This window comes from Paracnuella aquatica (genome assembly GCF_003332885.2).
GTDB classification, from domain to species: domain Bacteria; phylum Bacteroidota; class Bacteroidia; order Chitinophagales; family Chitinophagaceae; genus Flavisolibacter; species Flavisolibacter aquaticus.
This window is the reverse complement of the sequence record NZ_QOWJ01000005.1, coordinates 17844-33625: the sequence shown is the minus strand read 5'-3', so window position 1 is coordinate 33625 and position 15782 is coordinate 17844. Positions and strand designations below refer to the sequence as shown.

The 15782-nt window shown below is 47.6% G+C and carries 13 protein-coding genes; 4 read left to right on the top strand and 9 right to left on the bottom strand.

Annotation, left to right across the window (positions count from 1 at the left end):
• Window positions 1-20: 20 nt before the first annotated feature.
• Window positions 21-329 carry an RNA recognition motif domain-containing protein gene (locus DRJ53_RS09140; protein ID WP_114235325.1) on the bottom strand — a complete coding sequence of 103 codons (309 nt, stop codon included), beginning with the start codon at window positions 327-329 and terminating at the stop codon, window positions 21-23.
• 286 nt (window positions 330-615) lie between these two features.
• On the opposite strand from DRJ53_RS09140, the gene DRJ53_RS09135 reads away from it, so the two are divergent.
• Both DRJ53_RS09135 and DRJ53_RS09130 read left to right on the top strand, forming a co-directional pair.
• Window positions 616-879, top strand: coding sequence for an RNA recognition motif domain-containing protein (locus DRJ53_RS09135; RefSeq protein WP_114235324.1), 264 nt, complete (start codon window positions 616-618; stop codon window positions 877-879).
• Between the two features lie 131 nt (window positions 880-1010).
• Entirely contained in the window at window positions 1011-2084 is a 1074-nt protein-coding gene (locus DRJ53_RS09130; protein WP_114235323.1) for a fatty acid desaturase family protein, read from the top strand.
• A 190-nt stretch (window positions 2085-2274) separates the two neighbouring features.
• On the opposite strand, the gene DRJ53_RS09125 is transcribed toward DRJ53_RS09130, so the two are convergent.
• Window positions 2275-2907, bottom strand: a complete 633-nt coding sequence (locus DRJ53_RS09125) for a 3-keto-disaccharide hydrolase (protein ID WP_114235322.1) — start codon at window positions 2905-2907, stop codon at window positions 2275-2277.
• Between the two features lie 124 nt (window positions 2908-3031).
• Window positions 3032-3697, bottom strand: coding sequence for an agenet domain-containing protein (locus tag DRJ53_RS21460; protein WP_114235321.1), 666 nt, complete (start codon window positions 3695-3697; stop codon window positions 3032-3034).
• A gap of 136 nt (window positions 3698-3833) precedes the next feature.
• On the opposite strand from DRJ53_RS21460, the gene DRJ53_RS09115 reads away from it, so the two are divergent.
• Window positions 3834-4970: an acyltransferase family protein gene (locus DRJ53_RS09115; RefSeq protein ID WP_162303842.1), complete on the top strand. Its 1137-nt coding sequence runs from the start codon at window positions 3834-3836 to the stop codon at window positions 4968-4970.
• 476 nt (window positions 4971-5446) lie between these two features.
• Here DRJ53_RS09115 and DRJ53_RS09110 read toward each other — a convergent pair whose 3' ends face one another.
• Both DRJ53_RS09110 and DRJ53_RS09105 read right to left on the bottom strand, forming a co-directional pair.
• Entirely contained in the window at window positions 5447-5851 is a 405-nt protein-coding gene (locus DRJ53_RS09110; protein WP_114235319.1) for a response regulator, read from the bottom strand.
• Between the two features lie 1163 nt (window positions 5852-7014).
• Window positions 7015-8508, bottom strand: coding sequence for a S8 family peptidase (locus DRJ53_RS09105; protein ID WP_114235318.1), 1494 nt, complete (start codon window positions 8506-8508; stop codon window positions 7015-7017).
• A gap of 412 nt (window positions 8509-8920) precedes the next feature.
• Here DRJ53_RS09105 and DRJ53_RS09095 point away from each other — a divergent pair, with 412 nt between their 5' ends.
• The gene (locus DRJ53_RS09095; protein ID WP_162303841.1) at window positions 8921-9979 is read left to right on the top strand and encodes a serine hydrolase domain-containing protein; all 1059 of its coding nucleotides are present in this window, start codon (window positions 8921-8923) and stop codon (window positions 9977-9979) included.
• Between the two features lie 202 nt (window positions 9980-10181).
• Here DRJ53_RS09095 and DRJ53_RS09090 read toward each other — a convergent pair whose 3' ends face one another.
• The 4 genes from DRJ53_RS09090 to DRJ53_RS09075 form a co-directional block, all read right to left on the bottom strand.
• A complete protein-coding gene (locus tag DRJ53_RS09090; RefSeq protein WP_206609751.1) occupies window positions 10182-11201 on the bottom strand; it encodes a family 16 glycosylhydrolase in 1020 nt (339 codons plus the stop codon).
• Between the two features lie 63 nt (window positions 11202-11264).
• Entirely contained in the window at window positions 11265-12161 is an 897-nt protein-coding gene (locus tag DRJ53_RS09085; RefSeq protein WP_114235314.1) for a PKD domain-containing protein, read from the bottom strand.
• A 21-nt stretch (window positions 12162-12182) separates the two neighbouring features.
• Window positions 12183-14249, bottom strand: coding sequence for a PKD domain-containing protein (locus tag DRJ53_RS09080; protein WP_114235313.1), 2067 nt, complete (start codon window positions 14247-14249; stop codon window positions 12183-12185).
• Between the two features lie 20 nt (window positions 14250-14269).
• Window positions 14270-15781 carry a RagB/SusD family nutrient uptake outer membrane protein gene (locus DRJ53_RS09075; protein WP_114235312.1) on the bottom strand — a complete coding sequence of 504 codons (1512 nt, stop codon included), beginning with the start codon at window positions 15779-15781 and terminating at the stop codon, window positions 14270-14272.
• Window position 15782 lies beyond the last annotated feature (1 nt).

Here is a 15782-nt window from a genome sequence, read left to right as displayed (position 1 = left end):
ACAAACCATCAAACCACCAATTACCGCTTGCGGTAAATAAATGGATTTACGGGGCCGGTGCCTACTTTGTAAGAACCCTTGTGCACTTCACGTGGGGCCACTTCGCGCAGGGCAATGGTAGCGCCATTAACCTGTGTTTGATTCAGTGCTGCAATGGCTGCACGTGCCTGCTCATCGTCGGGCATTTCCACATAACCAAAGCCTCTCGATTGATCGGTAAAACCATCAATGGCCACCTGTGCAGAAGTTACTTCACCAAAAGGCGTAAACAGGTTTTTCAGATCCTCGTCCTGAAGCTGCGTACCAAAGTTTGAAACATGTATATTCATAATAGTGTAATTATACGGCCGGTGATTTGAGGGAGTGCAAGTGAACAGGAAAACAAGGTGGGAAGAGCGTTCCAACTCGGATGCGGCGAACTCAAATAAAGGGCGAAGGTACGGCAATTATAGCTGCACAATGGTTAAAATAGGCCGCGGGGTAAGTTTTAAACCCGTTTGGATTAATTAGGCCTACCTTTAATGTGCTATTTCACAGCATACTTCAGAACGGTGCGGCACCACCTTGCAACACATTCCCGCTATGCTTTTGCCGTAACAATTCTTAATCGCTTTTATGCATATTCAAATTTCCAACCTGAACCTCAACCTGATTGAGGCTGACCTGCAACGGCTGTTTACGCCCTTTGGCGAAATAGAAACCATCACCATGGAGCGGGACAAATTTACCAACCGCACCAAGGGCCGGGCCGTTATTGATATGCCCATCGAGAAAGAAGCACTCAAAGCCATTGAAGGCCTGCATGGCTCCCTATTCAGCGGCAAAATCATCAGCGTGGCCAGCCTTCCTTATCTACCCGGACGCAGCTCGTGGCAATAAATGAATCATTAAATTAGCACCATGCAACAGTGCGCTTATGCATTGCTGCCATACACTTTAACAGCACTGCCCGGTACATAACGGGTATCTTTGATTAAATCGTCCGTATCCGGACTGCAAACTATTTTTTCGTGGCTAAAGTAAAATTCAACAATTCGAACAACCTGTTTTTCCAATCGCTTAAGAAAGCGGTTGATGATTATTTTAAAACGCAAGGGTTGCGCAAAACAGGCAATTTCCGGTTGTATCTAAAAACCATTGTACTGATCCCCGCAGCGCTGGCCATCTATGTGCTGCTATTGAGTGGCCTGCTGCCGGCAGCTGTTAGCATTGTGCTGTGTGTGTTGCTTGGTTTGATCATTTCCAGCATTGGTTTCAACGTAATGCACGATGCCTGCCACGGAAGTTTTTCCAGTAAAAAATGGGTAAACGAAACACTGGGCTTAACCTTAAATGCATTGGGCGGCACCGCATTTTTTTGGAAACAAAAACACAACATCCTGCACCACACCTATACTAACATAGCAGGTGCCGATGATGATATTGCACAAAGCAAACTGCTGCGCCAAAGCCCCACGCAAGACTGGATGCCCATTCATCGCTACCAGCATATTTACCTCACTGCGGCTTATTCGCTTACACTGTTTATGTGGGTTTGGTTCCGCGATTTTAAAAAGTATTTTACCCGGCGCATACACAACACGCTGCTGCAGCCCATGAACGGCCGCGAACACCTTATTTTTTGGGGCAGCAAACTGTTATACGTTTTGTTTTACGTGGCGCTGCCTATTTACATGGTAGGCTTTCTGCCATGGCTGCTCGGCATTACCATTGCGTACCTCACTGCAGGTATCATGCTGTCGTATGTATTTCAACTGGCACATGCAGTGGAAGGCCCGGAGTTTGAAGCCGTAGGTGTTGAAGACAAAGTAATTGAAACGGAATGGGCGGTGCACCAGATCAAAACCACCGCTAATTTTTCGCCGCGCAACAAGATACTTTCCTGGTTTGTGGGCGGGCTCAATTACCAGATCGAGCACCATCTTTTTCCACGCATTGCACACATCCACTACCCTGCGTTGAGCGCTATTGTGCAGGAGCATTGCCAAAAATTTGGCTTGCCTTATCATTCATTTCCATCGGTAGCGCAGGCTGTAAAATCGCATGTGGCACTGATGAAAAAGTTTGGACAACAACCAGCTTAAATCATCTCGAATAATAGCAATAAAAAAAGCCGGTAAGCAATGTGCTTCCCGGCTTTTTTATTGAGGTGCGCTGTAAAAATTTATTGACAAATTGAATGAAAGTCTATTGAAAAAATCATTGCAGTAAAACATCCATTTACGTTTGTCCATTACCATCAATTTGCAATGAAACAAGCAATGCAAACAAACATTAAGGCAGCGGCCGCACCATGATGTCTTTAAAATAAACTTTGCTATCCGGATCGTGGCCCTGCAGCGCAAAAGTGCCGGAGCTGAGGCGCTTTTGGGCCCTGCCCTCTTCTTTTTCAATGCCGTCCGGCTCGGTGTAATCTACCACGGTGCGGTCGTTGATCTTAATGGTCACTCTTTTGCCTTCCACTTTAATGTACTCGGTGTACCATTCGTTGTCTTTTACATACACTTCACGCACATCTTGCACGGCATACAAGCTACCGGTGCGGCGCCAGTCCGACTGCGAATTATTTACCTGCACCTCGTAGCCTTTGTCGGGCCAACCGCTGGGCTGGAACGCGGTATGAAAAAAGATGCCCGAGTTGGAGCCCGGCGTGGTCATTACCTGCGCTTTAAATTCAAAGTTTTTAAAGTTGTGGTCCATCACGGCACCTTCGTAAAACAGGTGTGCCCGCGGCCCGTGCACTACTATGGCACCGTTCTCTACTTTGAATGTTGCCGGGTTTTCGTTGACCCGCCAACCGGCCAGCGAACTGCCATCAAAAAGCCGCACCCAGCCACCATCGCGGCCTTTGGATGCAGTGCAGGAAATAAGGCAAAAAGCCAGGACAACAAAGGCTATTATACGCATGGTAAAAAGTTGTGTAGTAAATATAAGGGCATAGCGTGTTTATTTGCTGCACCATTTAGTACAACCCGGTTTTGCTCCATTACACAAGCATTTTTTTGCAGTAAAATGAATGGACCCAGTGCTGTTATTTCCCTAACCTTTTGGCGGTCCATTTCAATTTATACGTATCATTTACGCCGCCTGCATAAGCTGCCCGGTACGATCCTTCGGCAGCAGTTGGCGAGGTAAACACACCGGTAAACTCCCACCACATGCGGGCTGTTTCCACCTGCTGCACTGCGCCAAATGCACCTTTGGTTACCGGAAACGGGTTGGGTGGATTTAAATGTTCCACCAACGCCAGCCCTAAAGTCGGATCTTTCCAATAGCCTTTAAACACCACGTTGGTTACGCGTTTACCATCGGCCGACACGGTGAAAAAAAGTTTATCGCCCTTGTAGCCATTGGTGACGGTTGCCTCCCAGCGGCCGGCCATAGGGTTGGCACCTGCAACGCCGGGCACACTTTCTTTTTGCACCACAGACATGGCCGCTGCCGCGGCTTGTTTTGCCTGTTTGGATGCAGCTGCTGTTCCCGGGAAACGCAGGCGGTCTTTGCCTACCCACTCGTCCCAACTGGAAGTCCAGCCATCGTAGGAAATTTTGTAACTGTCGCCTTTTACTTCTTTAATAAAGCCTTTGTACCAGGAGCCGCTCCAAAGAATTTCAACTTTAGCGCCTTTTGCATAATCCTGTGCCAGTAGTGTAAGCGAACAGATAAGCGCAATAAGTAGGGATACGAATTGTTTCATAAGCAGTTTTGAACAACAAAATAAGCAAAGATCGGAATGAAGAAATAGTGGCACGGAGGGCTGCGCCAAAACGCAAATGCAGAGCCATTATCCTTGCTGCGCCAATTCCCTTATTTTTAAGCCCACGTACCGGCACATGCAATACATCAGGCAATTAGATACCATCCGCGCCATCGCCGTTTTACTGGTCATTATTCACCATTGGTTTCCCAAGGATAGCGTGTTTCAAATCTATCCCACCGGGCCATTGGGGGTGGATGTATTCTTTGTGCTGAGCGGTTTTTTGATCACGGCTATTTTGTTGCGGCAAAAAAGCAAAGCACACACAGGCACCATTGCCATAAACTTTTACTGGCGCCGTGCCCTGCGCATTTTTCCTATTTATTATGGCGCACTCCTGTTACTTGCTATTTTTCACCAACAGGTAAACAGCGACCTTAAAACTGCATTTCCCTACCTGGTTAGCTACACTTCCAATTTTTATTTTTTCGACCGGGGCACCTGGGATGGTGCTATTTCGCACCTGTGGAGCCTGGCGGTGGAAGAGCAGTTTTACCTGCTGTGGCCCTGGGTAATGCTGCTGGCGCCGCAGCGCTGGCTGCTCCATTGCATCGTTGCATTTATAGCCGTTGGAATGTGCACCCAATACCTGCTGCTGGATGTGCCGCTGCATTCCATTTTACCCTTTACCGCATTTGATGCTTTTGGGCTGGGCGCACTACTGGCCTGGGTAGTGCAATACAAGCCACAACACCTGCAGCTTTTTTATAAGGCAACGGTGGTGGCAGGCGTAGCGGGTATTGTTGGTGCCTTGTGCAACCTGTATTTATCCCTGCCGCTGCTGCCCTTGCGTACCGCCCATTCGCTGATGGCGCTGTGGCCCATTACGTACGCTGTTACCCGCCGCGAAAAAGTTTGGGCCGCATTTATTTGGAACAACAAAACACTTATCTATTTGGGCAAAATCAGCTACGGCCTGTACCTATACCACCTGCTGGTATCGCAGGTAGTGCAGCCGCAGCTGGTGCAGCCTTACCTGCATCCCCTGCTGCCCGATTGGCTTACGGGCCAGTACCTGGGCCTGCTGAGCATTGCCGAAAATACAGTGCTGCTGCTGTTGGTGGCTACCGCCTCTTATTACCTTGTTGAATTGAAATTTTTAAAACTGAAGCGCCATTTTGATTATGCGCCGGCACAGCGGCTAATTCCCGGGGCGGCCGAGCCTTCCATGGTGCCGGTTGCCCCAAAAGCGCAAATCAATACCAGCGAATAAACGGCTTGGCAGGATGTGCGTTGCAACGGCAACCGGCAAATGGAACAATGGATTGGATGATAAAACGAAGCCTATAAAAAGAAAAAGAAAGAAGTTGACTGATATTGGATTTTGAAAACGCCTGTACAACAGGATATGTAGGATAAGCAATTAGTTTTTCCGGATAATGGATAAAGATTGATGTTTAGATCAATCAACTTCTGTAACAAATGTAAGCCGCCGGGCCAACACACCGCGCCGCAGTAATGCGCATTATTGGTGGCCGTGTAATTCCGCAAAAATTTGTAAAACTACGCAAGGCGCTACTTTTCAGATGTATCATACATAACGGGCAATAAAAAAGGGCAGAGATGGAAATCTCGCCCCGTGTAAAATCCAATATCCTATGAAAAACCGTGGTAAAGATAGGCGGTTTTTCATAGTAAAAAATTATCCTATGAAAAATTTTTGCGCTTGGGCTAAAAAAAGCCCGGAACTCAATCATTTTTCACGTAGCCCAATATTTTCTGCAGCGTATTTTTTAGCGCATTGTAGGTAAATGGCTTCGTCAGCATTTCGGTGTGCATCCATTCAAAAAAGTGTTTGTCCAGCTCGCTGTTGGATGTGGTGAACACAACAATGGGAATGGTGGCAAATTTCTCTTCTTTTTTCAGCAACGCCAGCGTTTCGCGGCCATCAAGTACTGGCATGTTGATGTCGAGCACAATTAGGGCCGGGTAGTGACCGGGCCCTTCGGTATGTAGTTGGTCGAGCAACAGCTTGCCGTTGGCAAATTGCCGCAACTCCAGTTCGGGAGCCAGCTCAGCCAGCACTTCCTGGAAAAGGTCGAGGTCTTCAAAATCGTCGTCGGCCCAATAGATCACTTTCTTACCTGTGTGCATTTATTTGAAGTTTCCTTGTGCTAATCAATTGATACAATCCGGAACGGTACACAAAAAAGCAGGCGCAAAAATAAGGGTGGCGTATGTGCGGCACCGATAGCATGCTATGGGTGATTAAGGGCGTCCTGCTTTTGGGGGGTTGATAGGGGCCGGAGGGTTATCCGGGCTCCTGTGTACTATCCCAAAACTTTAAAACCGGAGGTAAATTATGTAAATAATTTGATATGGGCCAAGCCCTGCCGTTTTTTAATATGAGCGGTAAAAAAAGAGGCCCAGGTAAAAACCTTAGGCCGTTTTTAATCCGTACCCTATGAAAACTGTTCGCAAATTATTTAAGTAATGGCAAACTAAGCTCATCCATTAGAAAAAATTTAGCCAAATAAAATCCCCTCTGGCTGGAGGGGATAATCTTGTAAGACGCGTGGACGGTTTAGGACTGGTTTTAGGATATTGGCGTCTTTTAGTTTTCATTAGGATACACGAACAAAAACGGGCTTAACGATACGGACAGTTGGTATTGGTTTTTTAAAGGATTGGATTGTTTATGTTTTTCCAGGATTTTTTATCTTGTTTGTTAACACAAATTTAGACCGACTTTTTATGCTATGCCTTTTGCTTTCGGTTAAAAGGGGATTAATGGGGTTGAAATGGGTGAAAACATAGATTAGCATTTTGCATATTTAAACTGAAAACCAACAACTTAGTATTAGTACTTAGTAAGTTTACGATTGATAAGTGTACTTTCTACATGTTTCCCCTTAACGCGGCATGAAAGAAAAACGAAGCAGGTCAACTGCATTTCATTTTGCAACAAAAAATCCCCTTCTGTTACAAAGGGGATTATAGTGGTCAACCTTGGTTATGCTTTCCACTACTTCAGCTTCCACACGTACCGAATAACCTTGGTTTTTCAAGGCGAACACGTTTATAAAAGTTCAGGAGTATTGCCGGAAGAGGTTGTTCCGCAAAGGGTAGGATGCGGCAAAATTGGCCTTATTTATTGAGATCAGGTGTTTATAAAATGTAAAGAATTTAGCCTTTGGGCAATGAAAAGCCCAGCCAGTGGCGGTTAGCGGGAAAATAGTGAGTGTAAAATCAGGAGCGAATGAACAAAAAAGCCCTTCCTGCAGGAAGGGCTTTTGCAAAATGAAGATCAAAACATTTTATTGTTTTACCGCATTGGCTGCGTTTACATGTCCGCGGCCAAAATACTGATTGGCATTGGGGTACGACACAGTAGCAGCAGCGTTCTTTAACTTGGTTTCCAGCTCGGCCGGCGAAATATTGCCGCCATATTTACCAACAATAAGTGCCGCCACACCCGAAGCTGCAGGGCAAGCCATACTGGTGCCGGCTGCCCAGCTATAGCTCGTAGTGCCAGCGGCCGGGCTCAGCACCATGTCGTAAACGTATGAAGGACGGGTGCCAATAAAGGAAACCGGCGTGAGGCTGCCATCGAAATCACCACCAGGTCCGGCCAGGTCAATCAGGCTGGCGCCAAAGTTGGTGAAGCTTGATGGAATGGTTAATGGTGCATTCAGGTTCAATACCCAGTCCTGTGGTGCGTTTGATGAAATGGTCACTACATCGGTGCAGTTGGCAGGATAAAATGTGCCCTGCCCTTGGCCCGTTACGTACATGGCATCATTACCTGCAGCTACAATGGTAAGTGCACCTTTTTTGCGTGCATATTGGAACGACCTATTCATGGCAATGATCAGGTCCTGAACTTCCCGCGCTTCATTGATCACCACATCGTCGGAAGGATCATTGGGAGTGCCGCCGTCGTCGATAAACTTACCGTTGCGCGGAACGGCGCCGCCCAGGCTCATGTTAATGATATCAACTCCTTTATTAGCAGCGTGATAAACACCATTGATGATCCAGCTCCATGCGCCACTGCCGTTGTCGCCCAATACTTTTACCAGGTGCAGTTTGGCAGATGGTGCAATACCTACGGTACCAATATTATTATCGGATGCAGCAATAATGCCGGCCACGTGTGTGCCATGACTGAACGCATTGGGGTTTGCCATTTGCGCAGCCTGCCCCGGAACAAATGACACGGCCTCAATAATGTTGTCTTTAATATCCAGGTGCTGCAGGTGAAATCCGCCATCAAGAACGGCCACCACTGCACCGGAACCTTTGTATCCCGCCTGAAATGCCCCTTTTGCATCTACTGACAATAAACTCCACTGTGCGGGCACAAATGGGTTGGTTCCCGATAAGCCCAATGTGGCACTGGTTTCCAGTGCTTCGGTTGGTGCATCAGCTTCCGTCATTTCGATTACTTTATCCATTTGCACCGTTGAATTGAGCCAGTTGAGCCGGATATCCGGAACGGCGTTGTGCACCTCCGGTAGCTTTTCCACTTTTGCTTCAAAATCAAGATCGGACGACGAAACCATCACCAGGCCCAGTTCGCCCATTGCCTTTTTTACGGTGCCGTGTGCCCCGATCTTTGCCAGCAACGCATCGGGCACGCTGGCCTGCTTGGTGATGACGATGTAATCTTTTGTAGCAGCTAGCATTTTACCCGAAGCCGCCGTTGAGGAGGCCGTTTCTTCTACGCCGGTTTGGGTTTGCAGATCGGACTTGGTACAATTGACCAGGAAAATAGAAGCTGCGCTTGCAGCAATTGCAAGTTTTCTCATGTGCGCCAAAATTTTTGTTTAAAAAAAATGATGAAACGAAAGTTTTCCTAGCAACAGATTGTTGGGTAAGCGCTTTCAGTGGGTGCAGGCAAACGAGATCTTGGAATTGCAGCTGATCATCGTACTATGGAAAATACAGGTATATTATCAAAAAAGAAAATTTAAATCAAACCCTTTTACCCAATGCTATGTTATCGGCGATGCACGGGGTTGGTTGTTTATTGCGTTCTCTTTTATAAAAAAATCAAATAAGAAACCGTGGCTACTGCCCTTGAAATGAATGCAACAGGTAACTACCCTACCCTCTTCTATCAGATTTTTTACTGCTCTTTGTAACCGCAATCCAGCAGCACTCGTCCTAAATATCCAATCGTGTTTTACTCAAGCAATCAAACTCACAACTAACGCAACCATGAAAAAATTCACCGCAATGCTGATGCTGTTACTGCCCTTTTTAGCACCGGCCCAAAACAGCAACGCCCCTTTTCCAAAAGACATATTCAACAACAAACAACAGGTAGAACAATGGCTGGCGCAAAACAACATTCCTGCGCTGGGCGTTGGTGTGATCAGCAATGGCAAGTTGCAGCACGCCCAGGTTTTTAGTGCTACAGGCAAAGGCCCTTTTGCCGACAATGCTATTTTCAACGTTGCATCACTCACCAAACCTGTTGTTGCTTATTTAACCCTGCAACTGGTTAGTGCAGGTAAATGGCAGCTCGACGAACCACTCCATAAATACTGGACGGACCCCGACGTAGCGTCCGACCCACGCCACCAGTTACTCACCACGCGGCATGTGCTCACACACCAATCCGGCTTTACCAACTGGCGGTACCAGCAACCCGGCGGCAATCTTGCATTTGAAGCTACACCTGGTACAAAATACCGGTACTCAGGCGAGGGCTTTGAATACCTGCGGCGGGCACTGGAACATAAATTCAACACCACGCTGGATAAGCTTGCAAGCGAGCTGATATTGCAACCAATGGGCATGAAGGACACTCGTTTTTACTGGGATGCAACCATGCCGGAAAACAGATTTGCAGTAGGCTACGACACTACCGGGAAAGCGTACGAAGTGGGGCCCAAAAACACAGCTGCCAATGCCGCCGACGACCTGCTCACCACCATTGCCGATTACAGTAAGTTTTTGATTGCAGTGATGCAGGGAAGGGGGTTATCGAAAGATGTATTTGCAGCCATGACCACCAACCAGGTAGCCACAAGCCGGGGCAAACATTTTGGACTGGGCTTTGAAAAATATGATTTTGATGATGGCGTATTTGCCTTGTCGCATGGCGGCGCAGACCGTGGTGTGCGGACACTTGCATTCATTATTCCGCAAACAGGCCAGGGGCTGGTTATTTTCACCAATTCCGATGCTGGAAATAAAGTGTACGAACCACTCGTGCAGGAGTATTTAGGCAAGTATGGCAAGACCATTATTGAGATTGAAACAAAAGAGTAAAAGCGTGACAAAATGAAGCAGTTTAATTAATCTACTGAATGGATATAATAGCTTATTGCATTCTGTGATTCTGCGGCCGCTTTTTTTTCAAAAACACATTTACTTATATAAAAATTAACTTCACAAACATTCGCATTAATCATAAAAAAAAGCGCCGGCAATAATTTGCCGGCGCTTTTTTTTAGACCTAAATTTTTACCGATTACTTATACACCCGAATATAATCAACTTCCATTGTTGCTGCAGTAAACGCAGGATCAACAGGACCGGCAAAACCGCCGCCCATGGCACAATTGAGGATGATAAAGAAATCGTGGTTGAATGGAATGTTGTTTGAATTATTCACCGAATGGAATTCCTTTCCATTCACTGCAAACTTGAGCACTGTTGGCGTCCACTCTACGGTGTAGATATTGAACTCAGTAGTAGCATTACTGATCACCGTTGTATTGCCGTGTGCATTGCCTCCTGAGCGGCCAGGATAATGCAGCGTACCGTAAATGCGGTTGAGGTCGCTGCCTTTGTGCTCCATGATGTCAATTTCACCACAGGCAGGCCAGCCCACCTGGTCGATGTTTGCACCGAGCATCCAGATGGCAGGCCAGGTACCTACACCAACAGGCAACTTTGCACGGGCTTCAATTTTGCCATACTTGGCAGCAAATTTTCCTTTGGTCAGCAACCGAGCCGATGTATAGGCCCTGCCACTGAAAGCCTCTTTCTTCGCAGTGATTTTCAAAGTACCGTTCGATACCTGTGCGTTCTCCAACCGGTTGGTATAATACTGCAGTTCGTTGTTGCCCCAGCCGTTATCACCATTGCCTATATCGTATCCCCATTTGGCAGGGTCAGGTGCGCCGGGAGTGTTGAACTCGTCGGCCCACACCAGTGTTTGTGCCACCGTTACTGCAACCGGCACCGATTTTTTTATAGTACTGCCCGTTGCACTTTTTGCAGTAACGTTCACGGTATAATTGCCCGATGCCGGGTAGGTGTACGTAACCTTGCCGGTAGGCACGGTTTGATACACGCCGTTGCCAAAATCATATTCATAAGTAGCAGCATTGGTGGCCGTTGCCACAAAGGCCACATTGCCGCTATTGTCTTCGCTGATCTGTGCGGTTACCGTTAAGTTGGCCGGCACAACATTACTGTTGTCTGAGCCGCTGTCTTTGTTGCATGCAACCAAAGACAACAGCGTTATAAAAAATGCGATCCCCATAATCCTGTTGTTTTTAAAAGAGGTGTTCATACTGTTGTTTATCGTTAGTACTGAATACATGCCTTACTTGGCAATCAGCTTTTGATACCATGCATTCCCATCGGCGCCAATGCTGCGCAGAAACATGGTGTTGGCAGTGTAGCGGATGATCTCGTACACGGTGCCGCCGGTGCCAAAGTTGATGATGCCTTTTCCGGGAACACTGAACTGGATGCCGGTTGACACTGCCGTTGTACTACCCGATGTGGCGTTGGCAAAAGACAAGGGCTGCGTAGCTGTGGTGCTGATGGCATAGCATCCATCGCCGCCGCTAAAGCCATAAAAACCTGTTGCTGCACCGGTTGAAAACGAAGTGCCTTTGTTGTCAATACTCATGGTGATGGTATTGTTGGCACCCAGTGTAAAAGTGATCTCGTCATCGTAGGCGCAGGCTTCGCGGCTGTTGGGCCCGGCCTCATACCAAATGGGGGCAAACTGGTCGGCGGGGCCTACACCAAAATGGCCATTTGCTTCCCTATCGGTCACCCATGTTTTGGAAGAACCACCGGTAAATGCAGCCAGTATATCGGCCGGAATTTCAAACGCAACAAACACTGTTACTTGCTTGCTGATGGTAGACATAGAACCGCCGGTGCCAATGGCATTTACCGTAACGGTATACGTCTTAGTGCCCGGCGATGAAAACTTATAAGTAGTGGCGCCCGAGGGTACCATCCTGATGGTGCCGTCGCCAAAGTCGATGCTGTAGCCCAGCGCATTTTTCGAACTGGCCGCAATCACCACGCTGCCGCTGCCATCACCATTGGGGTTGGCAGTATTAGCGCCTACTACTGTTGTTGTTAAAGCCAGGTCGGCAGCCGCTTTTAGCTCGCCAAATTGGTAGGTTTCTTTTTTGCAACCACTGAATCCCGCTACCGATGTGGCAGCGATCAGCAATACAGCAATTATATTTTTGAACATAGTCATCTGGTTTTAAAAAAATCAATTAAGCCGGATATCGTCGAACAGGAATGTGTAGTTGGCGGTGCCATCACCTGCAGTGCCGTTGTCGAAAATGAGCACTACCTTTTGATACGTATTTGCTGTGTTGATGGCACTGAAATCAAATGTGAGGTCTTCCCAAGCGTTGGCTACCGTTGTCGTCACTTCTTTTTCAAAGCTCTTACCGCCATCTGTAAGGTTCTCTACTTTCAGCAACACTTTAGCACCCACTCTCGGCGAGTACAATTTCATCTTCACTATTTTTTGCGTAGCAAAATTGATGGGCGCATCCAGCGTAATGTAGCTGCCGCCCCATGTCTGGCCCGCGCCTTTTACCATCTTCGCTACTTTGCTACTGGTGTTAATGCCGCCTTGTTGTGGATTGTTCACCACTGTTACATTGCCACCATCAAAGTTGGTAAATGCATAGTCAAGTGTGGCTGATTCAAAGTTTAAAGGCAGGCTTAATGTAGCGGGTGCAGCTGTAACAAAATTGACATCATCCCAGTAAAAGACTTTACCCGAGCCTCCATTGCCAAAGTCGAAAAAGATCGACAACATGTCGTAGTTATTGGCCAGGTTGAGTGCCGGTGTGCCTGATGTGTTGTTAGCAAAATTGAACTCCAATGTTTCCCATCCGTTGGCAACAGTTGTAACGGTTTGTGTTTCCACCGACTTCGAACTGTTACCCTTTTCTTCTGCTTTAAGCAATACTGCCAAACCAGCCGCTGGCGAGTACACCCGCACACTCATTTTAGTATTGGTTGCGGTAAACGGAATGGCGGCTGCCAATTGTCCCATCGTTACCCCGGCCCATGTTTGCGCACCATTGGGCTTGGTTGTTTTCTTTACTTTGTTCGATGCGTTGGTTGGATCAATATCGTCGGTGGTAATGTTGCCGCCAAAATCGGTGAAGGAATAATTGGCGTTGGGATTTTCAAAACTAATTGGCAATGTTACCAGGCTGGAGGGTAATACATTCGTCAACCTTATATCATCAAACAAAAACGTAAAATTAGCCGAGCCATTGCCCATGGTACCGTTATCGAAGATCAACACGATCTTATGATAGCTGTTAGCCGCATTGATGCCCGAGTAATCAAACACCAAATCTTCCCATTCATTTGCCTTGGTAGTTGCTACTTCTTTTTCATAGTTGATGCCACCATCAGAAATGTTTTCCACTTTAAATAAAACCTTGGCACCCACCCGTGGCGAGAACACTTTCATGCGGAAAATCTTGTTGGCGCTAAAGTCAATTGGAGTACCCAACGTAAGCACACTGCCGCCCCAGGGCTGCCCACCTGATTTGATCATGCGGGCCACTTTGTTGCTGGTATTGATGCCGCCTTTTTGTGGGTTGTCGATGATGGTAACACCCCCCCCGTCAAAGTTGATCCACTCATAATTTACCGTGGCCGACTCAAACGTAACAGGCAGCAAAACAGGGTTAACGATTGCCACCGCTTTCACCAGTTCGGTGGTGGCTGCGCCGCCGCTTTGCGCCACCACTTTTACATTGTAGTTGCCAACGGCAGCATAGGTATGTGTTACCGTTTCGCCTTCCAGAAAAGTTACCGGCATTTCATCGGCAACATCACCAAAATATACTTTGAAGTTTGTTTCATAAGTGGCCTTTGCAGTGACACTTACTTTCATGCTGTTGGCGGGGTCTACCGTTACGGTAAAATCAAGCGCTTCCGGTGCACGAAACGAAACGGTGAGCTGTTGCGTTGCTTCGGTTGCTTTACCGTTTACGCCATAACCCACCAGCTTTACAGGGTACACACCTTCTGCATACTTGTGCGTGGTGTTTTTACCAGCAGCTACTTTGGCTGGCGTGGTAGTATTGTCACCGAAAAACACATCATAGGCAATGGCACCTGCACCATTGGGTGTAATGGTAACCAAGCCTGTATTGTCCTGCGTAATCTCGAACATGGCCGAGAGCTGCTCGGGGCCGTTGCCCGCTTGTGCAAAAGCCACATCATCGTACGTTTCCTTTTCACATCCTGCAAAGAATGCGGCAAGAACGATTGTTGTGAGCCAATATTTTATTGTGCGCATAAATTGATTTTGAGTGTAGATCAATAGCCGTTGTTCTGTGTTAAACCAGATACGTTTACTTCATCCTGCGGAATGGGAAACACTTCGTGTTTGCCGGTGACAAAACCCGGAAGCACAGTGGCTGCCTGGCCGGTACGCACCAGGTCGAAAAAGCGGTGGCCTTCCATGGCCAGCTCCAGCCTGCGTTCATTCCAAATAGCCTGTGTCAATGCAGCACCTGTTGCAGTAATGTTGTGCGTTGCATCGCCAAAGGCACGTTCCCTTACGCGGTTGAGATAAGACTGCGCTTTCGCATCATTAGGCGTGGCGGAGCGGTTGTATGCTTCGGCAGCCATCAGCAACACGTCGGCAAAACGGATGGTGCGGAAATTATTGAGGTAGTTCAACTCCAGTTGTCCTGAAGTCTCACCTTTACGCGGCATATACTTTTGGTTGTACAGCCCTGTGTTTTTATAAGGTGCCACCTGGTAAGTTACATTGAACGCAGGGTTAGCCGCTTTATAGGCTTCAATATCCAGCACGGTCACTGCTTTACGCCGGTCGCCGGCAGTGTAAGCTGCTGCTAAATTTTGTGTAGGTAAATTAGTACTCCAGCCCGGTGCATACGGCATGGCGGCTGATCCATTCAATCCGCGGATGCCTGTTTGCTGCACGGCATAGTTGCCCTGGCCACGGTTGTACCCACCCCAGTTGTAATAAGGCGATGCATTGGAATATTGGATTTCAAAAACAGACTCAGGCCCGTTTTCACCGCTGGCTAAAAAGATAGAACCAAAGTCCTGCACTAGCGAGTATGCATTGCTGTTGATCACATTTTCGAGCATAGCAGCGGCCTGTGCAAATTTGCTTTGATACAGGTACACTTTTCCCAACAGGGCCTGTGCAGCATACTTGGTAGCACGTCCTTTTTGCACCTGTATGGGCGGTAATGCCTCTATGGCTGCAGTCAGGTCGGCTTCAATTTGCGCATATACATCCGCTTTAGGTGCACGCTGCAACGATTTCGATTCGCTCAGGCTTAAACGCTTGTCGGTAAACAGGGGCACATCGCCAAACATGCGCACCAGGTGGAAATAATAATAAGCCCGCAGAAAATATACTTCGCCGTACAGCGCATCTTTCCCGGCAAAATTTACTGTTTGCCCTGCGGAGTTTGCACCTTTGTACTGGTGCAAATAGTTAGCACGGTTGATGCCTTCGTAAGCCGCTTTCCACAACTCCGTCAGCGTTGAGTTTACTGCAGTATGCGTATAATCATCAATCTGCTGCAGCGACAATACATCCGATGCACTTTCGCCGCCCGTTACGGCGTTGTCCGATGCAATATCGCCAACCGGCACTTCCTGGTTCAGCCACTGCAGCGGCGAGTACGCAGAGATGGTCATGGTGCGGTAATCGCTTTCCGATTTCAGGTAGTCCAGTTCCGTGGTCCGGAAGTCTTCATGCGGATCGTAGTCCACCCATTTTTTACATGCTGTAAACAGTGTTACCACCAACAGCAGGGTAAACAGTTTTATGATTCGGTAATTCATT

Coding starts and splice junctions, on each gene's coding strand:
- DRJ53_RS09115 (WP_162303842.1), top strand. CDS start 3,834: ATGCAATACATCAGGCAATTAGATACCATCCGCGCCATCGCCGTTTTA.
- DRJ53_RS21460 (WP_114235321.1), bottom strand. CDS start 3,697: ATGAAACAATTCGTATCCCTACTTATTGCGCTTATCTGTTCGCTTACA.
- DRJ53_RS09080 (WP_114235313.1), bottom strand. CDS start 14,249: ATGCGCACAATAAAATATTGGCTCACAACAATCGTTCTTGCCGCATTC.
- DRJ53_RS09135 (WP_114235324.1), top strand. CDS start 616: ATGCATATTCAAATTTCCAACCTGAACCTCAACCTGATTGAGGCTGAC.
- DRJ53_RS09095 (WP_162303841.1), top strand. CDS start 8,921: ATGAAAAAATTCACCGCAATGCTGATGCTGTTACTGCCCTTTTTAGCA.
- DRJ53_RS09105 (WP_114235318.1), bottom strand. CDS start 8,508: ATGAGAAAACTTGCAATTGCTGCAAGCGCAGCTTCTATTTTCCTGGTC.
- DRJ53_RS09125 (WP_114235322.1), bottom strand. CDS start 2,907: ATGCGTATAATAGCCTTTGTTGTCCTGGCTTTTTGCCTTATTTCCTGC.
- DRJ53_RS09140 (WP_114235325.1), bottom strand. CDS start 329: ATGAATATACATGTTTCAAACTTTGGTACGCAGCTTCAGGACGAGGAT.
- DRJ53_RS09075 (WP_114235312.1), bottom strand. CDS start 15,781: ATGAATTACCGAATCATAAAACTGTTTACCCTGCTGTTGGTGGTAACA.
- DRJ53_RS09085 (WP_114235314.1), bottom strand. CDS start 12,161: ATGTTCAAAAATATAATTGCTGTATTGCTGATCGCTGCCACATCGGTA.
- DRJ53_RS09090 (WP_206609751.1), bottom strand. CDS start 11,201: ATGGGGATCGCATTTTTTATAACGCTGTTGTCTTTGGTTGCATGCAAC.
- DRJ53_RS09110 (WP_114235319.1), bottom strand. CDS start 5,851: ATGCACACAGGTAAGAAAGTGATCTATTGGGCCGACGACGATTTTGAA.